The 23701-nt window shown below is 73.6% G+C and carries 20 protein-coding genes; 9 read left to right on the forward strand and 11 right to left on the reverse strand.

Annotation, left to right across the window (positions count from 1 at the left end):
- Positions 1 to 41 precede the first annotated feature (41 nt).
- Positions 42 to 1211 (forward strand): endo-1,4-beta-xylanase, encoded by a 1170-nt coding sequence (locus ACYVM4_RS08635; protein WP_460668254.1) that lies wholly within the window; start codon positions 42 to 44, stop codon positions 1209 to 1211.
- Between the two features lie 82 nt (positions 1212 to 1293).
- Here the strand turns inward: ACYVM4_RS08635 and ACYVM4_RS08640 are convergent, their stop codons facing one another.
- The gene (locus ACYVM4_RS08640) at positions 1294 to 2460 is read right to left on the reverse strand and encodes an ROK family transcriptional regulator (RefSeq protein WP_368822611.1); all 1167 of its coding nucleotides are present in this window, start codon (positions 2458 to 2460) and stop codon (positions 1294 to 1296) included.
- Between the two features lie 149 nt (positions 2461 to 2609).
- On the opposite strand from ACYVM4_RS08640, the gene xylA reads away from it, so the two are divergent.
- From xylA to ACYVM4_RS08655, 3 genes are all read left to right on the forward strand, one after another.
- On the forward strand, positions 2610 to 3833 hold the full coding sequence (gene xylA, locus ACYVM4_RS08645) for a xylose isomerase (RefSeq protein ID WP_460668255.1): 1224 nt from the start codon (positions 2610 to 2612) through the stop codon (positions 3831 to 3833).
- 156 nt (positions 3834 to 3989) lie between these two features.
- Complete coding sequence (gene xylB / locus ACYVM4_RS08650; RefSeq protein WP_460668256.1) at positions 3990 to 5414, forward strand: xylulokinase; 1425 nt, start codon at positions 3990 to 3992, stop codon at positions 5412 to 5414.
- Complete coding sequence (locus ACYVM4_RS08655; RefSeq protein ID WP_460668257.1) at positions 5404 to 6444, forward strand: aldose epimerase family protein; 1041 nt, start codon at positions 5404 to 5406, stop codon at positions 6442 to 6444. Before xylB ends, ACYVM4_RS08655 begins: the two co-directional genes overlap by 11 nt.
- Positions 6445 to 6448: 4 nt before the next feature.
- Here ACYVM4_RS08655 and ACYVM4_RS08660 read toward each other — a convergent pair whose 3' ends face one another.
- Positions 6449 to 6955: a PTS sugar transporter subunit IIA gene (locus ACYVM4_RS08660; RefSeq protein ID WP_368822607.1), complete on the reverse strand. Its 507-nt coding sequence runs from the start codon at positions 6953 to 6955 to the stop codon at positions 6449 to 6451.
- A 206-nt stretch (positions 6956 to 7161) separates the two neighbouring features.
- Between ACYVM4_RS08660 and ACYVM4_RS08665 the strand changes: the two genes are divergently transcribed.
- Genes ACYVM4_RS08665 through ACYVM4_RS08675 form a run of 3 tightly spaced genes read left to right on the forward strand, consistent with a single transcriptional unit; the run spans position 7162 to position 11355 of the window.
- Positions 7162 to 7926, forward strand: coding sequence for a LamB/YcsF family protein (locus ACYVM4_RS08665; protein ID WP_460668258.1), 765 nt, complete (start codon positions 7162 to 7164; stop codon positions 7924 to 7926).
- Entirely contained in the window at positions 7923 to 9623 is a 1701-nt protein-coding gene (locus ACYVM4_RS08670) for a 5-oxoprolinase subunit B/C family protein (RefSeq protein WP_460668259.1), read from the forward strand. Before ACYVM4_RS08665 ends, ACYVM4_RS08670 begins: the two co-directional genes overlap by 4 nt.
- A gap of 4 nt (positions 9624 to 9627) precedes the next feature.
- Entirely contained in the window at positions 9628 to 11355 is a 1728-nt protein-coding gene (locus ACYVM4_RS08675; RefSeq protein ID WP_460668260.1) for an acetyl/propionyl/methylcrotonyl-CoA carboxylase subunit alpha, read from the forward strand.
- 25 nt (positions 11356 to 11380) lie between these two features.
- Here the strand turns inward: ACYVM4_RS08675 and ACYVM4_RS08680 are convergent, their stop codons facing one another.
- Positions 11381 to 12343 carry an ABC transporter substrate-binding protein gene (locus tag ACYVM4_RS08680; RefSeq protein WP_460668261.1) on the reverse strand — a complete coding sequence of 321 codons (963 nt, stop codon included), beginning with the start codon at positions 12341 to 12343 and terminating at the stop codon, positions 11381 to 11383.
- Positions 12344 to 12457: 114 nt separating this feature from the next.
- Here ACYVM4_RS08680 and ACYVM4_RS08685 point away from each other — a divergent pair, with 114 nt between their 5' ends.
- Positions 12458 to 13192 carry a GntR family transcriptional regulator gene (locus tag ACYVM4_RS08685; RefSeq protein WP_460668262.1) on the forward strand — a complete coding sequence of 245 codons (735 nt, stop codon included), beginning with the start codon at positions 12458 to 12460 and terminating at the stop codon, positions 13190 to 13192.
- Here ACYVM4_RS08685 and ACYVM4_RS08690 read toward each other — a convergent pair.
- Together ACYVM4_RS08690 and ACYVM4_RS08695 are read right to left on the reverse strand one after the other, a co-directional pair.
- A complete protein-coding gene (locus ACYVM4_RS08690) occupies positions 13155 to 13979 on the reverse strand; it encodes a putative hydro-lyase (protein ID WP_460668263.1) in 825 nt (274 codons plus the stop codon). The genes ACYVM4_RS08685 and ACYVM4_RS08690 overlap by 38 nt on opposite strands.
- Positions 13970 to 15223 carry an NRAMP family divalent metal transporter gene (locus ACYVM4_RS08695; RefSeq protein WP_460668264.1) on the reverse strand — a complete coding sequence of 418 codons (1254 nt, stop codon included), beginning with the start codon at positions 15221 to 15223 and terminating at the stop codon, positions 13970 to 13972. Before ACYVM4_RS08695 ends, ACYVM4_RS08690 begins: the two co-directional genes overlap by 10 nt.
- A gap of 202 nt (positions 15224 to 15425) precedes the next feature.
- Here ACYVM4_RS08695 and ACYVM4_RS08700 point away from each other — a divergent pair, with 202 nt between their 5' ends.
- Positions 15426 to 16379, forward strand: a complete 954-nt coding sequence (locus tag ACYVM4_RS08700) for a DNA-3-methyladenine glycosylase family protein (RefSeq protein WP_460668265.1) — start codon at positions 15426 to 15428, stop codon at positions 16377 to 16379.
- Between the two features lie 38 nt (positions 16380 to 16417).
- Here the strand turns inward: ACYVM4_RS08700 and ACYVM4_RS08705 are convergent, their stop codons facing one another.
- The 6 genes from ACYVM4_RS08705 to ACYVM4_RS08730 form a co-directional block, all read right to left on the reverse strand.
- Positions 16418 to 17449 (reverse strand): ABC transporter ATP-binding protein, encoded by a 1032-nt coding sequence (locus ACYVM4_RS08705; protein WP_460668266.1) that lies wholly within the window; start codon positions 17447 to 17449, stop codon positions 16418 to 16420.
- Positions 17442 to 18509 (reverse strand): ABC transporter ATP-binding protein, encoded by a 1068-nt coding sequence (locus ACYVM4_RS08710; RefSeq protein ID WP_460668267.1) that lies wholly within the window; start codon positions 18507 to 18509, stop codon positions 17442 to 17444. Before ACYVM4_RS08710 ends, ACYVM4_RS08705 begins: the two co-directional genes overlap by 8 nt.
- Positions 18506 to 19474, reverse strand: coding sequence for an ABC transporter permease (locus ACYVM4_RS08715; RefSeq protein ID WP_460668268.1), 969 nt, complete (start codon positions 19472 to 19474; stop codon positions 18506 to 18508). The genes ACYVM4_RS08710 and ACYVM4_RS08715 overlap by 4 nt, the downstream gene beginning before the upstream one ends.
- Positions 19467 to 20390 (reverse strand): ABC transporter permease, encoded by a 924-nt coding sequence (locus ACYVM4_RS08720; RefSeq protein WP_368822596.1) that lies wholly within the window; start codon positions 20388 to 20390, stop codon positions 19467 to 19469. Before ACYVM4_RS08720 ends, ACYVM4_RS08715 begins: the two co-directional genes overlap by 8 nt.
- An 83-nt stretch (positions 20391 to 20473) precedes the next feature.
- Positions 20474 to 22111, reverse strand: coding sequence for a peptide ABC transporter substrate-binding protein (locus ACYVM4_RS08725; protein WP_368822595.1), 1638 nt, complete (start codon positions 22109 to 22111; stop codon positions 20474 to 20476).
- A gap of 226 nt (positions 22112 to 22337) precedes the next feature.
- Positions 22338 to 23498, reverse strand: coding sequence for an AI-2E family transporter (locus ACYVM4_RS08730; RefSeq protein WP_460668269.1), 1161 nt, complete (start codon positions 23496 to 23498; stop codon positions 22338 to 22340).
- Positions 23499 to 23701: the final 203 nt, after the last annotated feature.

Below are 23701 nucleotides of genomic sequence, written 5' to 3' on the forward strand. Positions count from 1 at the left end.
CGCCCCTCCCCTCCCCCTCCCCCCACGAAGGAACCCCTGACATGAGCAGACGAGCCCCCCTCCTCCGCGCCGGAGCGGCCACCGCCGTCGCCGCCCTGTGCTTCACCGCGGTCCCCCAGGCCGCGACCGCCGCCCCCGAGACCCGCCCGCCCGGCCTGGCCGAGCAGGACACCCTGCGCTGGAACACGCCCAAGGACTTCCGCATCGGCAGCGCCGTGGCCGGCGGAGGCCACCACACCTCCGCCGACTACCCGGAGCCGTTCCCCTCCGACCCCGAGTACCGCTCGGTCCTGGCCCGGGAGTTCAGCTCCCTGACCCCCGAGAACCAGATGAAGTGGGAGTTCATCCACCCCGAGGAGGGCGTGTACGACTTCGGCCCCGCCGACGACATCGTCGACTTCGCCGAGGCCAACGGGCAGGTCGTGCGCGGCCACACCCTGTTCTGGCACAGCCAGAACCCCGACTGGCTCGAGAACGGGGACCACACCCCGGAGGAGCTGCGCGCCATCCTCAAGGACCACGTCGACACGGTGGTCGGCCACTACGAGGGCCGCATCCAGCAGTGGGAGGTCGCCAACGAGATCTTCGACGACAACGGGAACCTGCGCACGGAGGACAACATCTGGCTGCGCGAGCTGGGCCCGGACATCATCGCCGACGTCTTCCGCTGGGCCCACGACGCCGACCCGAACGCCCAGCTGTTCTTCAACGACTACAACGTGGAGGGCATCAACGCGAAGTCCGACGCCTACTACGCGCTGATCCAGGACCTGCTCGCAGAGGGCGTGCCGGTCCACGGCTTCGGGATGCAGACCCACCTCGGCCTCCAGTACGGCTTCGACGGGCGCATGCAGCAGAACCTCCAGCGCTTCGACGACCTCGGCCTGGAGACGGCGGTCACCGAGATCGACGTCCGCGGGCCGGTCGACGGGGACGACCGGATGAGCGACGCGCTGCGCCAGAAGCAGGCCGACTGGTACCGCATGGCCCTCGAGGCGTGCCTGGCCGTGGAGGACTGCAACTCCTTCACCGTGTGGGGCGTGCTCGACGAGCACTCCTGGGTGCCGAACACCTTCCCCGGCTACGGGGACGCCCTGACCATGGAGGGCGACCACGAGCGCAAGCCGGCCTACGACTCCCTGCAGGAGACCCTGGTCCGGTCGCAGCCGGGCGGCGAGGCGAAGTGGAAGCACCACCCCGCGTTCCGGTGAGCTGAGCGCCCGGCCCGGTCCGGCCCGCGACGGGGTCCGCTCGCACGAGCGGACCCCGCCGTCGTCCCCGGGCGGGTGCGGGTCAGTGCCGGTCGATCCAGCGGGCCGGGGAGGCGTAGATCGGCTCCAGCGCCGTCGCGGCCGCACCGGTCAGGGCCGGGTGGGCGTCCGCGGCCGAGCGCTGGATCCCGACGGGCCCCACCTCGGCCGTGAGCGCGTGCGCCTCGAGGACCTCGCGCAGCACGGGCTCCAGCTCCGCCGCGATGGGGGCGAAGTACCCGGAGAGCACGACCGTGGACAGGTCCAGGACGTTCATCGAGTTCGCGAGCACCACGCCCAGGGGCCGCCCGATCATCTCCATGACCGCTTCCCGGCTCTGCAGCCGCTCGGCCGTGGCCGCGACCAGGTCCTCGATCCGGACGTCCTCCGGCAGGCCGGTCCTCCCCCGCAGCGCGTGGTAGCTGGCGTAGGCCTCCAGGCAGCCGCGCCGCCCGCACCGGCAGAGCTCGCCGCCGGGGGTGATCGTGACATGGCCCAGCTCCCCCGCCCAGCCGTGCTCGCCCCGGAGGATGCGCCCCTCCAGGACCACGGCACCGCCGATCCCGGTCTCGCCGTGCAGGAAGAGGAAGGACGCGCCGGGCCGGCGCAGGACCTCCGTGCGCGCGGCCAGCATGCTGTCGTTGCCGGCGGTGAGCGCCGCCCCCCGGAACGCCGGGAGCTCCTGGAGCCGAGCGACCAGCGGGACGTCCTGCCAGGCGAGATTGGGGGCCGAGAGCACGGTGGCGCGGTCCGTGGAGAGCCGGCCGGGGACCGAGACGCAGATCCCGGCCACGGGCACGTCCCGCCGGGGGGACAGGGCGGCGTCGAGCAGACCGGCCAGCACGGAGGCGACCTCGTCCACGGACGCCCCGGCGAACGCCCCGAACCGGGACTCCTCGTGGAGGACGCGGCCCCCGAGATCCGTGACGAGGCACGCGAGGTGGTCGGCGGCGACCTCCAGCCCCACGCCCAGGACGGTCCCCCGGGCGACGGTCAGCGGGATCATGGGCCGCCCGGACACCCGCGCGGCCGCCTGCTGCCCCTCGACGAGCAGTCCCGCCTCGAGCAGCTCCTGCACCAGCTTGGAAACGGTGGGCTTCGTGAGCCCCGTGAGCTTGGCGAGCGCGGCCCGCGAGACGGGCGCCCCCGCCCCGGCGACGGCGCGCAGCACGGTGGAGAGGTTGTGCTCCCGCAGGTGGCTCGACTGCACGGACGGCTCTCCTCTGGTCCCGATGGGACCGGGTCCCACGCGGATCCCGGCCGACCCGCGGAACGAAAAGTTCGTCGCCGGTCTTTCCCCACGGTACTCCAGCTCTTATAGTAAGTAACGGTAACTAACCAACTGGGAAAGGAACTCCAATGCCCTCCGCATCCCCCGCGACCTCCCTCGCCTCCTCGCTCACCCCGTCCCCCGCGGACAAGTTCTCCTTCGGCCTCTGGACCGTGGGCTGGGCCGCCCGCGACCAGTTCGGCACCGCCTCCCGGCCGGACCTCGACCCCCTCGAGTCCGTGCGCCGGCTCCAGGAGCTCGGCGCCTGGGGCTTCACCTTCCACGACAACGACCTGATCCCCTTCGACGCCACCGAGGCGCAGCGCGAGAAGCTGATCGGGCAGCTCAAGCAGACCATCGACGAGACCGGGATGGTCTGCGAGATGGTCACCACCGACACCTTCGCGGAGCCGATCTTCAAGGACGGTGCGTTCACGTCCAACGACCGGCGGGTCCGGCGCTACGGCCTGCGCAAGGTGCTGCGCAACGTGGACCTCGCCGCCGAGCTCGGCGCCACGACCTTCGTGATGTGGGGCGGGCGGGAGGGCACCGAGTACGACTCCTCCAAGGACCTCTACGCCGCCCTGGACCGCTACGCCGAGGGCATCGACACCGTGGCCGGGTACATCAAGTCCCAGGGCTACGACATGCGCATCGGCATCGAGCCGAAGCCCAACGAGCCCCGCGGCAACATCTTCCTGCCCACCATCGGGCACGCGCTCGCGTTCATCGACCGGCTCGACAACGGGGACGTCGTGGGCGTGAACCCCGAGACCGGGCACGAGCAGATGGCCACGCTCAACTACACGCACGGCCTCGCCGAGGCCCTGTGGTGCGAGAAGCTGTTCCACATCGACCTCAACGGCCAGAACGGCCCGATGTACGACCAGGACCTGGTGTTCGGCCACGGCAACCTGATCAGCGCCTTCTTCACGGTCGACCTGCTGGAGAACGGGTTCCCGTCCATGCCGGGGGCCTACCAGGGCGCCCGCCACTTCGACTACAAGCCCTCCCGCACCGAGCACCTCGACGGCGTCTGGGACTCGGCCGCGGCGAACATGCAGATGTACCTGCTCCTGAAGCAGCGCGCCGTGGCCTTCCGCCAGGACCCCGAGGTCCAGGAGGCCATGGAGCAGTCCGGCGTCCTCGAGCTCGGCGAGCCGACCCTCGCGGAGGGCGAGGACCTGGAGGCCTTCCTCGCCGACCGCAGCTCCTACGAGGACCTCGACCTGACGGGGCCCTCGGAGCGCAACTACGGCTTCGTGCGCCTCCACCAGCTCGCCGTCGAGCACCTCATGGGCGCCCGGGGCTGAGGCACCCGGGGCCGGCACCCATCCCCCGATCCCGGGCGCCGGCCCCGTCCCGGCCCGGTCCGGCGCACGTCCCCCCTGCGCCGGGCCGGGCCTCCCGCGCCACCCTCCTCGCGGCACCCTCGCCGCCCCGTCCCGACCCTGCACCGAGGTTCCTTCATGGCACGCACGACCGTCCTGGGCATCGACTCCTCCACCCAGTCCACCAAGGCGCTCCTCGTCGACGCCGGCACCGGCGAGGTGCTCGCGCAGCGCCGCGCCCCCCACCCCGAGGGGACCGAGGTGGACCCGCGGGCCTGGCTCGCCGCGCTCGACGACGCCGCCGGCCCCTTCCTCGCGGAGGCCGCCGCCGTGTCCGTCGGAGGCCAGCAGCACGGGATGGTCGCCCTCGACGGGCACGACGCCGTGGTGCGCGACGCCCTGCTGTGGAACGACACCCGCTCGGCGCCGCAGGCCCGGCAGCTCGTCGAGGAGATGGGCGGCCCCGCCGCCTGCGCCGAGGAGCTCGGCAGCGTGCTGGTCGCGTCCATGACGTCCACCAAGCTGCGCTGGATGGCGGATCACGAGCCGGAGCACGCCGCCCGCACCCACCGGGTGCTGCTGCCCCACGACTACCTGTCGTGGCACCTCGACGCCGACAGGGCGTCCTTCTTCACCGACCGCGGCGACGCCTCGGGCACCGGCTACTTCTCCACGCGCACCGGCGCGTGGAACCACGACCTCGTCGAGCAGGCGCTCGGCCACGACCTGGAGCTCCCGCAGGTGGCCGCGGCGCCGCACGAGGTCATGGGCCGCACGGCCGCGGGGGCGGTGCTCGCGGCCGGCACCGGCGACAACATGGCCGCCGCGCTGGGCGTCACGCTCGGCCCCGGGGACGTGTCCTTGTCGATCGGCACCTCCGGGGTCGCCGCCATGGTCTCGGAGACCCGCACCGCGGACCCCAGCGGGCTCGTGACCGGTTTCGCCGACGCCACCGGCCGGTACCTGCCCATGGCCACGACCCTCAACGCCGCGCGGATCCTGGAGTTCGGGGTCCGGGTGCTGGGCGTCGACCACGCCGGTCTCGCCGACCTGGCCCTCGCGGGACGCCCCGGGGCGGGCGGCGTCACGCTGCTCCCGTACCTCGACGGGGAGCGCACGCCCAACCGGCCCGACGCCCGCGCCACCCTCCACGGGATGTCGTCGCGGACCGGTCGGGAGGACATCGCCCGGGCCTGCGTGGAGGGCCTGCTCTGCTCCCTCGCCGACGGCGTGGCCGCGCTGGAGCGGGCCACCGGCACCGCCGCGCAGCGGATCCTCCTGATCGGCGGCGGCGCGCAGTCCGAGGCCGTGCGCCGGCTCGCCCCGGCCGTGCTCGGCCGGCCCGTGCTCGTGCCCGCCCCCGCCGAGTACGTGGCCCTCGGCGCCGCCCGGCAGGCCGCCTGGGCCCTCTCGGGCGACGAGGAGCCCCCGGCCTGGGCGCTCGCCGGCGCCCAGCAGTACGAGGCGGAGCCGACGCCCGAGGTCGTGGAGGCCTACCGCACGCTGCGCGACCGGACCGCCGACTGGTCCCCGTCCCCGGCCGGAGCCTCCCGTGGGCGGTGAGACCGCCCCGCGGTCCTTCGGCACGCTGCCCGACGGCCGGGAGGTCACCGTCCACACCCTGACCGCCCCGGGCGGGCTGCGCCTGCGCGTGCTCGACCTCGGCGCCACCGTGCAGGCCCTGCACCTGCCCGACCGGGCCGGGGGCACGACGAACGTGGCCCTGGGCCACCCGGACGCCGCCGCCTGCGCCGCACTCCCGGAGGCCTTCCTCGGGGCGGTGGTCGGCCGGTACGCCAACCGGATCGCCGGCGCCCGCTTCGACCTCGACGGGCGCACCGTGGCCCTGGCAGCCAACGAGGGCGGCAACACCCTGCACGGAGGCCCCGACGGCTTCCACCGCCGCACCTGGCAGGTGGTGGAAGCCGCTCCGGACCGGCTGGTGCTGGAGCTGGTCAGCCCGGACGGGGACCAGGGCTTTCCCGGCGAAGTGGTCCTCCGGGCCGGGTACGCCGTCGCGGACGACGTCGTGACCCTGGACCTGGAGGCCCGCACCGACGCGCCCACCGTGGTCGGGCCCGCCAGCCACCTCTACCTCAACCTCGCCGGCGAGGGAACGGGGACGGTCGACGACCACCGGCTCACCGTTGAGGCCGACCGGTACCTCCCCGTGGGGCCGGACTCCCTGCCGCTGGGCGGGCTGGCGGACGTGACCGGGACGCCGTTCGACCTCACCGCCCCCGCCCGGATCGGGGACCGGTTGCGGGCGGAGCACCCGCAGACGGCGGCCGTGCGCGGGATCGACCACTCCTACCACCTGCGGGGGACAGGCCTGCGCCGGGCCGCGCTCCTGGAGCACCCGGCGAGCGGGCGGTCCGTGGAGCTGTTCACGGACCAGCCCGCCCTGCAGGTCTACACGGGCAACTCCCTGGACGGCGCCGGCAGCTCGGGGCGCCGGTACCGCCAGGGCGACGGCGTGGCCCTCGAGCCCCAGCGGCACCCGGACTCCCCCAACCGGCCGGAGCTCTCCGACCCCGTCCTGCGCCCGGGCGAGACCTACCGCTCCCGCACCGAGTGGCGCTTCCGGCACTAGCCGGTCAGTCCAGCGCGTCCTCCAGCACGGCCAGCACCTCGGACGCGCTCCCGGCGTCGAGGAGGCCCTGACGGCAGGACTCCTCGGTCAGGGCCTCGGAGAGCTCGGCCAGCAGCTCCAGGTGCTCCTCCCCGGACCGCTCCTCGGGGAGGGAGATCAGGAAGACCAGGTGGACGGGCTCGCCGTCCAGCGCGTTCCACTCCACGCCCTCCCGGCTGCGGGCGAACGCGACCATCGGCCGCTCGGCACCGGCGGACTTGGCGTGCGGCAGGGCCACGCCGTTGCCCACCCCGGTGGAGCCCTCCTCCTCCCGGGCCAGGGCCGCCGCGACGGTGCTGTCGGCGTCGTAGGCCCGCCCGGTGTGCGCGCCGAGCTCGGCGAGCTGCCGGATGACGCCGTCCCGGTCCGCCCCGTGGACGTCCAGGAGCACGGTCGACTCGCTGAGGTGCTCCAGGACGGAGCCGGAGCGCCCCGGGGAGTCGTCCGCGGCGCGGGGGGTCCTGTCACTCATCTGCTGTCCCATCGGTGGTGGCGGGCGGGCGGCGCGGCCCCGCTGTGCTGCCCGCGGCACCGCTGCACCCTCGTGCGGGCCAAGATACGGCGGCCGGGACCGGGCGTCCACCGATCCGGACGGAATCCGGTCCCGACGGCAAATATTGTTGAACAATCCGGGTGCACAGGGCATGCTGGAGGGACCGACGTGACAAGGAGCACAGCATGCCCCCCTTCGACATCGACCTCAACGCGGACTGCGGCGAGTCGCTCAGCGCCTGGGCCATGGCCGGCGACGAGGCCGTCCTGCAGGTGGTCACCAGCGCCAACGTGGCCTGCGGCTTCCACGCGGGGGATCCGACGGTCGCCCGCCGGACCTGCACCGTGGCCGCCAAGCAGGGCGTGGCCGTGGGCGCCCAGGTCTCCTACGACGACCTCAAGGGCTTCGGCCGCCGCTTCATCGCCGTGCCCCGGACGGAGCTGACCGACCAGCTGGTGTACCAGATCGGCGCCCTGCAGGCCCTGGCCCGTGCCTCGGACACCGCGGTGAGCTACGTCAAGCCGCACGGCGCGCTGTACAACGCGATCGTCCACCACGAGGAGCACGCGGGAGCCGTCGTCGACGCCGTGCGCGACGTCGACGACGCCCTGCCCCTGCTGGTGCTGCCCGGTTCCGAGATCGAGCGGCAGGCGCGGGCGGCCGGACTGCGCACGGTCCGTGAGGCCTTCGCCGACCGCGGCTACACGCCGCAGGCCACGCTCGTGCCCCGGACCGAGGCCGGCGCCGTCCTGCACGACGCCGAGGAGATCGCCGCCCGCGTGGTGCGGATGGTCGTCGAGGGCGTCGTCGAGGCCGTCGACGGCTCCCTCGTGGCGGTGGACGCCGAGAGCATCTGCGTGCACGGGGACACCCCGGGAGCGCTGGCCATCGCCGAGCGCGTGCGCCACGCCCTCGAGGAGGCCGGCCTGCGGGTCGGCAGCTTCCTGTGAGCGCGCCGGACCCTGCCGGGCCCCGCCGGGTCCGGCCGCTCGGCCCGCGCGCGGCGCTGGTCGAGTGCGCCGACCTGCACGACGCCGTGGCGGTGCGCGCCCGGCTCGCCGCCGCCGACCTGCCCGGGCTCGTGGACTGCGTGGCCGGCGCGGAGACCGTGGTCGTGCGCGCGAGCACCACCGCGGCGCTGCGGGACATCCTCCGCGCCGCCCGGGCCGCCCCCCGCGGGCGCGCCGCTGCGGGCGGGGCCCGCACCGTGACCATCGACGTGGTCTACGACGGCGAGGACCTCGCGACGGTCGGCGAGCTCACCGGCCTCGGCGCGGACGGGGTGGTCCGGGCCCACTCCGAGCAGGCGTGGACCGCCGCCTTCGCCGGCTTCGCCCCCGGCTTCTTCTACTGCGCGGGTGAGGACGGCCTGGACGTCCCGCGCCGGGACACACCGCGCACCGCCGTCCCCGCCGGGTCGGTGGCCCTGGCCGGCCGGTTCTCCGCCGTCTACCCCCGCAGCTCCCCCGGCGGCTGGCAGCTCATCGGGCGGTCCGCGGCCCGGATGTTCGACCTCGACCGCGACGACCCCGCCCTGCTGCGCCCCGGGGACCGGGTGCGCTACCGGCCCGTGCGCGACCTCGTGGAGATCACCCCGGCCGCCGCCGAGCCCGCGCCGGTGCGGGGACCCCATCTGAGGGTCGGGGCCCCCGGGCTGCAGACCCTCGTCCAGGACGGCGGGCGGTCGGGCTCCGCCGCGCTGGGCGTCTCCCCCTCGGGCGCGCTCGACGCCGCCGCGGCCGGATCGGCCAACCGGCTCGTGGGCAACGGCCCGGGGGCCGCGGTGCTGGAGAACCTGCTCGGCGGGCTCGAGCTGACCGCCCACGGGGAGCACGTCCTGGCGGTCACCGGCGCGCGGGCGGCGCTGACGGTCACAGGCCCGGCCCCGTGGCGGCCCCCGCTCGGCACCCCCTTCGCCCTGCGCGACGGCGAACGGCTGGTGATCGGCACCGTGACGGCCGGGGCACGGATCTACGTGGGCGTCCGGGGCGGCGTCGCGGTCCCGCCGGTGCTGGGCAGCCGCTCCGCGGACACCCTCGCGGGGCTGGGACCGGACCCGTTGACCGCCGGCGAGGCCCTGCCGGTCGGACCGGACCCGGGCACCGCCGTCCGGCTCCCCGAGCCGGTGCCCGCCCCGCCCGCGGTGTCCACGGTCCGCGTGGTCCCGGGCCCCCGCGACGACTGGTTCGCCCCCACCGCGGTGGCATCAGCCTTCGCGCAGGAGTGGGAGCTTGCCACCTCCTCCGACCGCGTGGGCGCCCGGCTGTCCGGCGAGCCGCTGGCGCGGGTTCGCACGGACGAGCTGCCCAGCGAGGGCACCGTGCCCGGCTGCGTCCAGATCCCGCCCTCGGGTCTGCCGGTCGTCCTGCTGCAGGACGGGCCCACCACCGGCGGCTACCCCGTGCTCGGCGTGGTCCACCCGGAGGACCTCGCCGTGCTCGCCCAGCTGCGCCCCGGCGGGCGCCTGCGCTTCTCGCCCGTGCCGGCGGCGCCCGGGCTCGGCGCGCCGAGCCCGGGAGACACCGCCGCCGGCGGCACGGATCGCCCGGCCCCCGTCAGCACCGCCACCGAGTCCTCCACGGAGACCTCCGCCTCGACTTCTCCAGAGACTTCTCCAGAGACCGCCACCGACACCTCCCAGGAGTAGCACCGTGCACAAGATCCTGATCGCCAACCGCGGGGAGATCGCCGTCCGCGTCGTCCACGCCTGCGCCGAGGCCGGCCTCGAGTCCGTGGCCGTCTACGCCGACCCCGACGCCGACGCCCCGCACGTCCTGCTGGCCGACGAGGCGTACGCCCTGGAGGGCACCTCGGCCGCCGAGACCTACCTGGACGGGGACGAGGTCCTCGCGATCGCGCTCCGGTGCGGCGCCGACGCCGTGCACCCCGGCTACGGGTTCCTCTCCGAGAACGCCGGCTTCGCCCGGGCGGTGATCGAGGCCGGCCTCACCTGGATCGGCCCCTCCCCGGAGACGATCCTGCTGCTGGGGGACAAGGTCGCCGCCCGGGAGATCGCCCGGCGCGCCGGCGCCCCGCTCGTGCCCGGCAGCGACGGCCCGGTCGAGTCGCCGGAGGACGCCCGCGCCTTCGCGCAGGAGCACGGCCTGCCGGTGATCGTGAAGGCCGCCCACGGCGGCGGCGGCCGCGGCATGCGCGTGGTCCGGGCGCTCGACCAGGTCGAGGACGCCTTCCTCTCGGCCGCCCGCGAGGCGCAGAGCGCGTTCGGCCGCGGCGAGTGCTTCGTGGAGCGCTTCCTGGACCGCCCGCGGCACGTGGAGGCGCAGGTCGTGGCCGACGCCCACGGCCACGTCGTCGTGCTCGGGACCCGGGACTGCTCCCTGCAGCGCCGCCACCAGAAGCTCGTCGAGGAGGCCCCCGCGCCGTTCCTCACGGACGGGCAGCGCGAGCGGATCGCCGCCGCCGCCGAGGGCATCTTCCGGGAGGCCGGGTACGTGGGGGTGGGCACCGCCGAGTTCCTCGTGGCCCAGGACGGGCTGATCTCCTTCCTGGAGGTCAACACCCGGCTGCAGGTGGAGCACCCGATCACGGAGGAGGTCTACGGCGTGGACCTGGTCCGTGCCCAGCTGTCCGTGGCCGCCGGGGACCCGTTGCCGGTGCTCGAGACCCCGGCCCCGCGCGGGCACGCGTTCGAGTTCCGGATCAACGCCGAGGACCCCGGCCGCGGCTTCCTGCCCTCGGGGGGCACGGTCGAGGCCGTCGACACCCCGACCGGCCCGGGCGTGCGCGTGGACTCGGGGGTGCACCGCGGCACCCGGGTGGCCACGACCTTCGACTCGCTGCTGCTCAAGCTCGTCGTCAGCGCGCCCACCCGCGCGCAGGCGCTCGTGCGGGCCCGCACCGCCCTGCGCGAGCTGCGGGTGCACGGGGTGGTCACCACGATCCCGTTCCACCGCGCCGTGCTGGACGACCCCGCCTTCACCGGGGACGAGGGGCTGGGGGTGTGGACCACGTGGATCGAGGACGAGTTCGCCGGTCGGCTCGCCCCGGACGCCGGCTACGCCCGCGCGGACGAGCCGGGCCGCACCCGCTTCACCGTGGACGTGGACGGGCGGCGCGTGAGCATCGGCATCCCCGACGCCCTCGCCGCGGCCCTGAGCTCCGCCCCCGCGGGGGAGGCCTCCCCCGCGGGGGCGGAGCCCGCCGACGACGGCGCCGTCACCGCGCCCTTCCCGGGCACGCTCGTCTCGTGGCTGGTGTCCGAGCAGGACACCGTGGAGGCGGGCCAGGACGTCGCCGTGCTGGAGGCCATGAAGACCGAGACCCGGGTGTCCGCGCCGCGGGCCGGGACGGTCCGGGAGCTCGCGGTGCGACCGGGGGACGCGGTGACCGCCGACCAGGTGCTCGCCCGCCTCTCCTGAACGGGCTCCACCACGGGCCCTCCGGTCACTCGGGGAGCAGCTCCTCCAGGGGCGGGGCCTCCTCGATGAGTCCGTGCTGGACGGCGAGGTCCGCGAGCTCCTGCACGGACTGCCGGTTCACCTCCGTGGGGTAGGCGGGCAGGACGAGCTGGTCGATCAGCTCCTCGTCGAGCTGCGTGTAGCTGGGCAGGACGGCGCGGACCTCGTCGGGGTTGTCCTGGGCGAACTGCAGCGACCTCTCGATGGCGGCCTGGAACGCCTCGACGGTCTCGGGCTCCTGGGCGACCGCGTCCTCGGTGGTGAAGTACACGGCCACCGTCAGGTTCTCGATCGGGAACGCGTAGTTGGAGACCGCCGAGCGCGCCCCGTCCTGCATGGCGATGGTCCGGAACGGTTCGATCGAGCCGATCGCGTCCACCTCGCCCCGGTCCAGGGCCGCCGGCATGTCGGGCAGCGGGATCTCGACGAAGTCGACGTCGCCGGGGTCCCCGCCCTGGGCCTCGATGGCGGCGCGGATGGTGGTGTCGCTGATGTTGTTCAGGGTGTTCACCCCCACGGTCCTGCCCTCCAGGTCCGCGGCGTCCTGGATGTCGCTGTCCGCGCGCACCAGGACGTCGGCGAAGTCCTCGCCCTGGACGCCGGTGGAGTTGTTGGCGTTGGCGATGATCTGCAGCGGCAGCCCCTGGGATCGGGCGACGATCAGCGACGTCACGTTGCTGAAGCCGAAGTCCATCTCCCCGCTGACCACGGACGGGACGATGGCCGCCCCGCCCTGGGCCTGGGTGATGTCGAGCTCCAGGCCCTCCTCCTCGAAGAAGCCCTGCTCGATCCCCAGGTAGAGGGGCGCCACGTCGGTGCTCGCGATGACGCCCACGCGGACCGTGGTCAGCTCGCCGTCCTGGGCCACTCCGCCGCCGGACTCCCCTCCCCCGCACGCGGTCACTGTCAGGAGGGCCGCCGTGGCGAGTGCTGCACCGGTCTTCTGCATCGAAGCCTCCAGGGAGTGGGACGGACGTCCTGAAAGCCTAGAGGACGGCCCGGACCGGCCACCAGGGCGCCGCCGCACGACCCGGGGACGCCGGGATGCCAGGATGGGGGATTGATGAACACCGTGGAGAACGAGTTCCTGATGACGGCCGTCGCGCAGGCCGGGCCCGCCCCGCAGGGCGAGGCCATCCCGTGGGCCGTGGACGTGCTGCGCCAGGCTGTCGTCGCCGGCCGGCTGCCGCCCGGGGCCCGGCTCTCGGAGACCCGGGTCAGCGAGGCGCTGCGGGTCTCCCGCAACACGCTGCGCGAGGCGTTCACCATCCTGGTCGGGGAGAACCTGCTCGTCCGGGTGCCCAACCGCGGCGTCTCGGTGGCCCGGCCCGGCGCGGACGACGTGCGGGAGATCCACCGGGTGCGGCTCGCGCTGGAGACCTCGGCGCTGCGCTGGTCGGAGCCGGCCCCGCAGCCGGGCCTGCACGCCGCCGTCGAGGACGGCCGCGCCGCCCACCGCCGCCAGGACGTCCCCGGCATGGCCGACGCGAACCAGCGGTTCCACCGCGGCGTCGTGGAGCTGGCCGGCTCGGCCCGCCAGGACGAGCTGATGTCCCGGACCCTCGCGGAGATGCGGCTCGTGTTCTACTCCATGCGGCAGGACCCGTCCTTCCACGCGCCCTGGATCGAGCGCAACGCCCGGATCCTCGAGCTCTTCGAGGAGGGCCGGCGGGAGGAGGCGGCCGTGGAGATGCACGACTACCTGGAGGCCTCCCGGCGGCAGCTGCTCGACGTCCTGGAGGGCCCGGCGCCGGCCGCAGTCAGGGCACCTGGTACTGCCAGTTGGGCAGGTCCGTGACCAGCATGCGGCCCGGGGCGTGCCCGAGGGCGAACGGCACCCCGGACTCGAGCACCGCCGCCTGCGGCGTCACTCCGCAGGCCCAGAACACGGGGACGTGGCCGTCCGGGATCTGCACCGCGTCCCCGTAGTGGGGGGCCGCGAGGTCCCGGATGCCCAGCTCCCCGGGCGCCCCCACGTGCACCGGGGCGCCGTGCACCGCGGGATAGCGGGAGGTGATGCGCACCGCGTCGGCCACCCGGGACGCGGGGATCGGCCGCATGGACACGACCAGCGGCCCGGACAGCCGCCCGGCGGGTGCGCAGGGGACGTTCGTGCGGTACATCGGGACGTTGACGCCCTGCTCGATGTGGGCGACCGGGATCCCGGCCTCCTGCAGGGCCGCCTCGAAGGTGAAGCTGCAGCCGAGGGCGAAGGTCACGAGGTCCTCGCGCCACACGTCCAGCAGGTCGGTGCGGGTGCCCGCCGCCTCGCCGTCCCGATAGACGGTGTAGAGCGGGACGTCGGTGCGGACGTCGCCCCCGCCCAGCAGCGGCCCGGTCACCTCGCCGGCCTCGAGCACGCCCAGCACCGGGCACGGCTTGGGGTTGCGCTGGGCGAAGAGCAGGACGTCGAAGGCCCAGTCCCGCGGGACGACGATCAGGTTGGCCTGCGCGAAGCCGTCGCACCAGCCCGACGTGGGCGTGACCAGGCCGCTGCGGAACATCGCCCTGGCGGCGCCCGGGGCCAGGGCGGCCCGGTGCTGCCGGGACTGCGCGTCCACCGCTCCCACCGCGCTCACGCCCACAGCGCGGCGATGCCGCTGAGGGACTGGTAGCCCAGGAAGATGGTGAGCAGCCACACCACGGTGCCGATCAGCGCGAGCCACTTCGGGTACTCGTAGCCGCCCAGCAGGTCCCGCCGGCGCCAGGCCACCCACAGCAGCACCGCGAAGCCCAGCGGGAGGATCAGCCCGTTCACGGCTCCCGCCACGATGAGCAGCGTGGAGGGCGCCTGCCCCAGGAGGACGAACACGGTGGCCGAGACCAGGATGAACGCGACGGTCATCAGGTTCCGGGTGCGGGGCTTCGTCCGGGAGGTCGTCAGGAAGGACACCGAGGTGTAGGCGGCGCCGATGACCGAGGAGATGGACGCGGCCCACAGGATGATCCCGAACAGGCGCAGGCCGACCTCCCCGGCGGCGGAGCGGAACGCCTGGGCGGCGAGGTTCTCGCCCGTGAGCTGGGCGCCGCCGGCGACCACGCCGAGGATCGCCAGGAACAGCAGGAAGCGCATGACCCCGGTGAGCACGATGCTCATCACGGAGCTGCGGGAGATCTGTTTGACGCTCTCCACGCCGGTGATCCCGGCGTCGACGATGCGGTGGGCGCCCGCGTAGGTGATGTACCCGCCCACGGTCCCGCCGATGAGGGTCGTGATGATCAGGAAGTCCACGGTCTCGGGCAGCACCACGTTGCGCAGCGCCTCTCCCACCGGAGGCCGCGAGACGAACGCGACGTAGCCCGTCACGAGGATCATGAGCACGCCGAGGACCACCACGATGCGGTCCAGGGCGACGCCCGCGCGCTTGCTGACGAACACGCCCACGGCGATCAGCGCCGTGAGGATGCCACCCCACGTGGGGTCGAGACCCAGCAGCGCGTCCAGGCCGAGCCCGCCGCCGGCGGTGTTGCCGATGTTGAAGACGAGCCCGCCGGTGGCCACGAGCGCGGCGATGAACCAGCCGAGGCCCGGCAGCACGCGGTTGCCGAGCTCGTGCGCCTTGAGCCCGGAGACGCCGATGATCCGCCACACGTTCAGCTGCACCGCGATGTCGACGACGATCGAGATGACGATGGCGAACGCGAAGGCTGCGCCCAGCTGCACCGTGAAGTTCGCGGTCTGGGTGATGAAGCCGGGGCCGATGGCGCTGGTGGCCATCAGGAAGAGGGCGCCCAGCAGGGCGGAGCGGTTCACGGCTCGCATCGCCGCAGGGCTGCTGACGGGGCTGCGGGCCTCCGGGACGGGTGGGACGGGGGCGGAGCTGGACATGCGGCCTCCTCGGTACGGGTGCGACCTGCGCCGGAGCACGGCACCGGCCACCCAGGACGTGGCCGCGGTCACTTTCGGGCCAGTCTAATGATTGTTGAACAATCTGCACAGGGCGGCCGCCGAACTTTCTGCCTGGACACGCGGCCGCCCCCGGGACAGGCTGGGGCCGGCACGTCCGCCCCTCGACCACCGGGAGCCCTGCATGCACGACGACGGATCCGCAGGTGCCGTGGACGTCCTGCTCCCGCCGCCGGCGTCCCCCGGGTTCCTCCGGGCCTTCCTGGCGTCCCAGGCCGTGCCCGGGTGCGACGACCTCGCGGGCGGCGCCCACCGGCGCCCCGTGGTCGTGGACGGAGCGGCGCGCACCGTGACCGTCGACTGGAACGGTCTGACGCCCGCCGGTCTCCCGGTGCGCGTCGGGCCCGGGGCGGCGGACGCCCTGGCACCCGTGCTGGATCGGGTGCGCCGCTGGCTCGGCGAGGGCACGGAGTCCCCCGCGGCGGACCGCGCCCTGGCGGCCGACCCCTCGCTCGCCCCCGACGTGCGCGCCTGGCCCCTGATCCGGCTGCCCGGTGCACCGGACGGCTTCGAGACGGCGGTCCTGACCGTGCTCGGGCAGCAGGTCTCCCTCGCCGCGGCGCGCACCTTCGCCGGGCGCCTGGTCCGCCACCACGGCACCCCCGTGGCCGGAGGCGCCATCGCCTTTCCGTCGGCCCAGCGGATCGCCGGGACGGACCCCGCCCGGCTGCAGCGGGACGTGGGCGTCACCGCCCGCAGGGCCGCGACCCTCCACGCGCTCGCCGTGGCGGTCCGGGACGGGCTCGTCCTCGACGCCCCGCCGGGACGGGACGGCACGCCGGCCGGGGAGGGCGCGGCGCTGCTGCGCGAGCGTCTGCTCGCCCTGCCGGGCGTCGGCCCGTGGACGGCGGGGTCCATCTCGATGCGCGTCCTGGGCGACCCCGACGTCTTCCTGCCCCAGGACCTGGTCCTGCGCCGCGTGCTCGGGGCGGCCGGGACGTCCGGCGCGGCCGCCATGGCGTCGGCCTGGAGCCCGTGGCGCAGCTACGCCGTGATGCGGCTGTGGGCCCGCGCGGCGTTCCCGGACTCGGCCGGGCCGCTCACCGGCGGTGGTCCCGGCGGTCCCGGCGCACAGTGAGCCCTGAGCGGCCCCGCGGCCGACCCCGCCGGCCGCGGCTACGCCGGGCCGGGCACGAGGTCCCTGCTCTCGGCGAAGTGGCAGGCCGAGGGGTGCCCCTGGCCGCGGTCGACGAGCTCCGGCACCTTCTCGGCGCACACGTCCTGCGCCTTCCAGCAGCGGGTGCGGAACCGGCACCCGGAGGGCGGGTTCGCGGGGCTGGGCAGGTCCCCGCTGAGCATGATCCGCTCGCGCCCCCCGCGCAGGGCGGGCTCGTGCACCGGCACCGCGGAGAGCAGGGCCTGCGTGTACGGGTGGGCGGCCCGGTGGTAGATCGCGTCCCGGTCGCCCGTCTCCACCACCTTCCCGAGGTACATCACCGCGACCCGGTCGCTGAGGTGGCGCACCACCGAGAGGTCGTGGGCGATGAAGAGGAAGGACAGGCCGAACTCGTCCTGCAGGTCCTGCAGCAGATTGATGACCTGCGCCTGGACGGAGACGTCGAGTGCCGAGACCGGCTCGTCGCAGACGATCACCTCCGGGCGCAGCGCCAGGGCCCGCGCGATCCCGATGCGCTGCCGCTGGCCCCCGGAGAACTGGTGCGGGTAGCGGTTGGCGTAGTCGGGCCGCAGCCCCACGCGCTCCAGCAGCTCCCGGACCGTGGCCGCGCGGTCCTGCCGCGCCACCGTGTTGGGGTGCACCTCCCAGGCCTCGGCCACGATGTCCCCCACCGTCATGCGCGGGTTGAGGGACGAGTACGGGTCCTGGAAGATGATCTGCACATTGCGGCGGTACTCCCGCAGCTGCCGCGAGGACATCGCGGCCACGTCCCGGCCCTTGTACAGGACCTGGCCGGCCGTGGGCTGCTGCAGCGCCATGATGAGCTTCGCCACGGTGGACTTGCCGGAGCCGGACTCCCCCACGAGCCCCAGGGTCTCCCCCGGGCCGAGGATCATGCTCACGCCGTCCACCGCCTGGACCTGGCCCACGGTCCGCCGCAGCACGACCCCCTGGGTGAGGGGGAAGTGCTTGGTGAGCTCGCGCAGCTCCAGGAGGGGCGTGTCCGTCGTCGTCGGCTGGGGGTCACTCATGCTCGAGCTCCTCGCTGTAGTGGCACGCGGCCGTCCGGCCCGGCACGACCTCGCGCAGCACCGGCACGTCCGCCGCGCAGTCCTTGCCCGGCGCCGCCGTCCGCCCGAACCGCGCCATCGGGCAGCGCGGGTGGAACGCGCAGCCGCCGGGGATGGCGGAGAGGTCCGGCGGCGTCCCGGCGATGGGCAGGAGCCGCTCGCCCTGGGACTCGAGGCTGGGCATCGAGGACATCAGCCCCCGGGTGTAGGGGTGTAGGGGCTCCGCGAGCACCTCGTCGACCGTGCCGTTCTCGACGATGCTCCCCGCGTACATCACCGCGACCCGGTCGGCCACCTCGTTGACCACCCCCAGGTCGTGGGTGATGAGGATGACGCCCATCCCGGTCTCCGTGCGGAGCTCGGTGAGCAGGTCCATGATCTGGGCCTGGACGGTGACGTCGAGCGCGGTGGTCGGCTCGTCCGCGATGAGGATGTCCGGGTCCAGGGCGATGGCCATCGCGATCATCACGCGCTGGCGCATCCCGCCGGAGAACTGGTGCGGGAAGTCGCCCACGCGCTCCCGGGCCGCGGGGATCCCCACGCGCTCCATGAGCTCGATCGCCCGGGCCCTCGCCTCCTGCCGGGAGGCGCCCCGGTGGGCGCGGAACGGCTCGCCGATCTGGTCCCCCACGGAGAAGACCGGGTTCAGCGCGGAGAGGGCGTCCTGGAAGACCATGGCGATGCCCGGTCCCCGCACCGCCCGCTGGTCCTTGCGGCTCATGCCCAGCAGGTCCTCGCCGTGGAAGCGGATCTCCCCCTGCGTGATGCGGGCGGGCGGGGTGTCGAGGATGCCCATCACGGCCTGGGCGCTGACGCTCTTGCCGGAGCCCGACTCCCCGACGATCGCGAGGGTCTCGCCGGCCCGGACGGAGTAGCTGATCCCGTTGACGGCCCGGACGGTGCGCCGCCGGGAGCGGAACTCCACCGCGAGGTCGTCGACCTCGAGCACGGGGGCCGCCGCGCTGTCCGGCGGCGCGGGCACGGGGGCGGGGGCGGGAGCGGGGACGGAGGAGGGGGTCATCGGCGCAACTTCGGGTCGAGGGCGTCGCGCAGCGCGTCGCCCATGAGGATGAACGAGAGCACGGTCAGGGACAGGAACAGCGACGGGAAGAGGATCAGGTGCGGGGCGTCGCGCAGCCTGTTCTGCGCCGCGTTGATCTGCAGCCCCCAGGAGATCTCGGGCAGCTGGAGGCCCACGCCCAGGAAGGTGAGCGTCGCCTCGGAGGCGATGATCGTGCCCACCGCGATGGTGGAGTAGACCAGGACGGGGGCCACCGCGTTGGGCAGGATGTGCTTGGTGAGGATCCGGCCGGTCCCCGCGCCCAGCGCCCGCGCCGCCTGGACGTAGTCGGCCTCCTTGACCCCGATCACGTTGGAGCGCACCAGGCGCATGGCCGTCATCCAGCCGAACGCGATCAGCGCGAGGGAGACCTCGAGCACCCCGCGCTCGGGCAGCACGGAGAGCAGGATGATGGCGCCCAGGATCAGCGGCAGGCCGTAGAAGATGTCGGTGACCCGGGCGAGGAGCGAGTCGAGCCAGCCGCCGTAGTAGCCGGCGAGCGCGCCCACCACCACGCCGATGGCCAGGGTGCCCAGGACGGCGAGGAAGCCGATGGCCAGGGAGATGCGGGCGCCGTGCACCACGTTGGAGTAGTAGTCGCAGCCCTGGACGTCGTAGCCGAACGGCGCCCCGGCCTGCGGCCCGTCTCCGGAGCGGTCGAGGCTGCAGGCCCGCGGGTCCACCGAGGTGAACGCCTGCGGGGCGAGGGCCATCACCGCGAACACGACGAAGAGCAGGGCCCCCGCCAGGAAGAAGGGGTTGCGGAGCAGGCCCCGCCAGGCGTCCCGCCACAGGCTGACCTGCTCGATGTCCCCGGCGGCCGCCGCGGACGCGATCTCGTCGGCGCGGTCGTCCACTCGGTCGGAGAAGGACTCGTGGTGGACGCCGCGCTCCTCGCGGACGGTCTCCGGACGCGGCTCATTCATAGCGGATCCTCGGGTCGAGGGCGGCGTAGAGAACGTCGACCACCAGGTTGAAGAAGATGTAGAAGAAGACGAAGAGGGTGACGATCCCGACGACGACGGCGCCCTCCTGCCGCAGCACCGCGTCGTAGACCGCCCGGCCCAGGCCGGGGACGTTGAACACCGACTCGGTGACGATGGCCCCGCCCATGAGGGCGCCGAGGTCGGCGCCGATGAAGGTGACGACCGGGATGAGGCTGTTGCGCAGGGTGTGCTTGCCGACCACGGACACCTCGCTGAGGCCCTTGGCGCGCGCCGTGCGCACGTAGTCGCTCTGCAGGTTCTCCGCGAGGCTCGTGCGGGTCAGCCGCGCCACGTAGGCGAGCGACAGCGCCGCGAGCACGAAGCCGGGGAGGACGTAGCTGTACCAGCCGTCCGAGATCCCGGCGATGGGGAACCAGCCGAGCCGCACGCCGAAGACGTACTGGGCGAGGAAGCCGAGCACGAACACCGGGATGGACACGACCACCGTGGTCGAGACCAGCACGAAGTTGTCGAAGAAGGAGCCGCGACGCAGGCCCGCCAGGACGCCGGCGAGGATGCCGATGAGGATCTCGAAGCCCACGGCGACCAGGGCCAGCCGGGCCGTCACCGGCAGCCGGTCCACGATCGTGTCGAGGACGGGACGGCCCGAGAAGTCGGTGCCGAAGTCGCCCTGCACCAGGCCGCCGAGGTACTTGGCGTACTGGATCAGCAGCGGGTCGTCGAGGTTGTACTCGGCGCGCAGCTGCGCCTGCACGGCCTCGGACAGCGGCCGGTCACCGGCCAGCGCCCGGATGGGATCGCCGGGCAGCGCGTAGACCATCGAGAAGATGAGCAGGGACGCGCCCAGCAGCACCGGAACGGTCAGCAGCAGACGGCGAAGGACGTACCGCCCCATGGGACTCCTTGTGTGTGCGGAGGTGTTGCGCGGACAGTGGGACCCGGGGCGCCCCGTGCGGGGCGCCCCGGATCAGGGTCGGATCACTCCGAGGTGACGACGACGTCCTCGACCTCGACGCGGCCGAAGCTGTTGACGTAGACCTCGCCCACCTTTTCCGAGTGGGCGTACTGCACCAGCCCGAAGAACAGCGGAGTGGCCGGCATGTCGGCCACGAGGATGTCCTCGGCCTCCTGGTAGGCCTGGATCGCGGCGTCGATCGAGTCGGCGGCGTTGCCCTCCTTCAGCTTGGCGTCGAACTCCTCGTTCGAGTAGAACGTCACGTTCGACCCGGCCGGCGGCAGGGCCGCGGTGGAGTAGGTCGGGCCGAGCATGTTCTCCATGACGGGGTAGTCCATGATCCAGCCGGAGCGGAACGGTCCGGTCATGCCCTTCTCGTCCTGCTTGGGCAGGTACTCGGCGAACTGGAGGTCGCCGCGCAGCTGGTACTCGACGCCCAGGTTCTCGCGGAGCTGGTTGCCGACGGCCTGCATCCACTCCTCGTGGCCGGCGCCGGCGTTGAACCACAGGTCCACGGGCTCGGACTTGTCGAAGCCGGCCTCGTCGAGCATCCGCTTGGCCTCTTCCACGTTCGGCTCGCACACGTCGCAGGCGTCCTCGCGGTGGCCGTCGATCACGGGCGAGACGAAGGACGCGGCCGGGGTGCGGGCGCCCTGGAAGATCGCGTCGGTGATGGCCTGCCGGTCGATCGCCATGGAGAAGGCCCGCCGGACCTCCGGGTCGGCGAAGCGCTTGTCGTAGGTCGGGAAGCCGAGCGCGGTGATGTCGCCGCGCGGGGTGGTCTTGAACCGCTCGCCGAACTGGTCCTCGGCGGAGCCGATGGCGTCCGGCGGGATCTGGTCGACCACGTCGAGCGAACCGGCCTGGAGGTCGTTGTAGGCGGTGTTGATCTCGGTGTAGACCCGGAACTCCACGCCCGCGGCCTTGGCCGGCTCGTCGCCGCCGAACTCCTCGTAGCGGGTGAGCGTGATGCCCTGTCCCTCCTGGAAGGCCTCGTCCGCCTTGAAGGGGCCGTTGCCGATCGGCTGCTCGCCGAAGCCCTCGGGGTCCTCGAAGAACGCCTCCGGCATCGGGAAGAACGCGGTGTAGCCGACGGTGGTCGGCCACTGCGCGTAGGGCTCGCTCAGGGTGACCTCGAAGGTCTGGTCGTCGACGACGCGCAGGCCGGACATCTCCGTGGCCGCGGGGCTCGCGCCCTCCTTGCCCTGCAGGGCGTCGTAGCCCTCGACGTTGGAGAAGAAGTAGGAGTTGCCCTGCGCGTTCTCGCTGTTGGCCACGTAGTTCCACGAGTCCACGTAGCTCTGCGCGGTCACCGGGGACCCGTCGTGGAACGTCCAGCCGTCCTTGAGGTTGACCGTCCACGTCGTCTGGTCGTCGGACTCGATCGACTCCGCGACGCCGGTGTAGACGGCCTCGTTGGACTCCCGGTCGTACTCGACCAGGCCGGTCCACAGCGCGTCGACGACCTGGCCGCCCTCGGTCTCACCGGTGTTGCCGGGGAGCAGCGGGTTCTCGGGCTCGCCGATGTACACGCTGAAGGTGCCCCCGCCGTCGGCCGCGGCGTCTCCGCCGCCTTCTCCGCCGCCGCCCCCGCCGCACGCGGTGAGCAGCAACGCTCCGGTGAGCACCACTGACGTGCCCGCGATCCGCTTCGTTCTCATCGTTTCCTCCATGGGTCGATACGGGCCCGCCAGGAGTGCTGGGTTTGCAGTCCGAGGGGGACGGGGCCGCGCCGGGGCGAGCACGGGGCTCGCACGTCGTGGAGCACGGGGCTCCGGGCCCGACGTGACGGAGATCACCGTCCGTCGCGCCCAACATGAAACTTATGTTGTCCGGACGTGCCTCCTGGTCGGACACGCCAGAGAAAACAGAAACCGTGGGTATCGGTTACCCATTCGTAACACCGGACCCGTGACCGGCGGGGTCCGACGGGGCGACCTGCCGCGACGGGACGCCCCCCGGAGCGGACAGGACCGGCTGGGCGGGTCCCTCGTACCAGATCAGCAGGACGGACCACGCGACGGCCGTCAGCGGCACCGCCAGGACGGCTCCGACGATCCCGGCGAGGATGCCGCCGCCGGCGAGGGCCAGGAGCACCACCAGCGGGTGCAGACTCAGGGCCTTGCCCATCACGATCGGCTGGAGCACCCTGCCGTCGAGCTGGTTGATGGCCACCACGACCGCGATCACGACCAGCGCGACCACGGGCCCGTTGGCCACCAGCGCCACCAGGGCCGCCAGCACGCCGATCAGCGCGGCGCCCACGATCGGCACGAACCCGCCCAGGAAGATGAGGACCGCCAGCGGCAGGGCCAGCGGCACCCGCAGGATCAGCAGCGTCACCCCGATGACGACTGCTTCGAGGAGGGCGACCACCGCGGTCCCGCGGACGTAGTTGCCGAGGACCTGCAGGGTGGTGGTCCCCGAGCGCACCAGCTTCTCCCGGTGCTCCCCCCGGAAGGGGCGCAGGAAGAACTCCCACATCCTCCCGCCGTCCTTGAGGAAGTAGAAGAGGACGACCGCCACGAGCAGGACCCCCGTGAAGACCTCCGCGGCGGCAGAGATCCCCAGCAGCGCCCCGACGCGGAACTGGCTGCCGGAGGCGAACGCCACCATGGAGGTGAGGCCGTCGTCGAGGGCCTGCTGGCCGATCGGGAACGGCCCCGACACCAGGAAGGCCCGCAGCCGTTCCAGCCCGGCCACCCCTGCCGTCACCAGCTCGTCCCACTCGCTGCGGACGGCGAAGACGATGCCGGTGACCACACCGCCGAGCACGAGCACCGCCGCGAGGAAGGTGATCCAGGTGGCCGGCGAACCGCGCACGCCGTGCCGTTGCAGGTGCCGGACGACCGGGTGGAGCGCCGCCGCCAGGATGAGGGCGATCATCAACGGGATGACGAGGAGCTTGAGCCGGATGAGGGCGTAGACGACGATCACCGCCGCGGCGAGCAGGACGATCATCTGCCCGGCGCGGACGGAGGCCCGGCCGAGGGCGTCGGCCCACAGCGCGCTGCTCCGCAAACCGCCCCGGGAATGCACACCCGCCATGGGAACCAGTCCTCGTGAGATGCCGCTGATGCCTCGTGTCCATGATGCGCCCGGCGCCGCCGATCTCCAAGAGCCCCGGAGCCCGCCCCCACCACGTCCGCGCGGCGCCCCGAAGGAGCATCAAACCCAATGTGACGTGCGACAACGCCTCCTCCTGAAGTGGACAGGAGCGGGTCCGGCCCCTGGGGTCGCCAAGGGCCCCC

Source organism: Kocuria himachalensis (assembly GCF_054784195.1).

Bases quoted from the DNA above. Each gene is read 5' to 3' on its own strand.
- ACYVM4_RS08635 (WP_460668254.1), top strand. From the start codon at position 42: ATGAGCAGACGAGCCCCCCTCCTCCGCGCCGGAGCGGCCACCGCCGTC.
- xylA (WP_460668255.1), top strand. From the start codon at position 2,610: ATGCCCTCCGCATCCCCCGCGACCTCCCTCGCCTCCTCGCTCACCCCG.
- xylB (WP_460668256.1), top strand. From the start codon at position 3,990: ATGGCACGCACGACCGTCCTGGGCATCGACTCCTCCACCCAGTCCACC.
- ACYVM4_RS08660 (WP_368822607.1), bottom strand. From the start codon at position 6,955: ATGAGTGACAGGACCCCCCGCGCCGCGGACGACTCCCCGGGGCGCTCC.
- ACYVM4_RS08665 (WP_460668258.1), top strand. From the start codon at position 7,162: ATGCCCCCCTTCGACATCGACCTCAACGCGGACTGCGGCGAGTCGCTC.
- ACYVM4_RS08680 (WP_460668261.1), bottom strand. From the start codon at position 12,343: ATGCAGAAGACCGGTGCAGCACTCGCCACGGCGGCCCTCCTGACAGTG.
- ACYVM4_RS08685 (WP_460668262.1), top strand. From the start codon at position 12,458: ATGAACACCGTGGAGAACGAGTTCCTGATGACGGCCGTCGCGCAGGCC.
- ACYVM4_RS08695 (WP_460668264.1), bottom strand. From the start codon at position 15,223: ATGTCCAGCTCCGCCCCCGTCCCACCCGTCCCGGAGGCCCGCAGCCCC.
- ACYVM4_RS08700 (WP_460668265.1), top strand. From the start codon at position 15,426: ATGCACGACGACGGATCCGCAGGTGCCGTGGACGTCCTGCTCCCGCCG.
- ACYVM4_RS08705 (WP_460668266.1), bottom strand. From the start codon at position 17,449: ATGAGTGACCCCCAGCCGACGACGACGGACACGCCCCTCCTGGAGCTG.
- ACYVM4_RS08710 (WP_460668267.1), bottom strand. From the start codon at position 18,509: ATGACCCCCTCCTCCGTCCCCGCTCCCGCCCCCGCCCCCGTGCCCGCG.
- ACYVM4_RS08715 (WP_460668268.1), bottom strand. From the start codon at position 19,474: ATGAATGAGCCGCGTCCGGAGACCGTCCGCGAGGAGCGCGGCGTCCAC.
- ACYVM4_RS08720 (WP_368822596.1), bottom strand. From the start codon at position 20,390: ATGGGGCGGTACGTCCTTCGCCGTCTGCTGCTGACCGTTCCGGTGCTG.
- ACYVM4_RS08725 (WP_368822595.1), bottom strand. From the start codon at position 22,111: ATGAGAACGAAGCGGATCGCGGGCACGTCAGTGGTGCTCACCGGAGCG.
- ACYVM4_RS08730 (WP_460668269.1), bottom strand. From the start codon at position 23,498: ATGGCGGGTGTGCATTCCCGGGGCGGTTTGCGGAGCAGCGCGCTGTGG.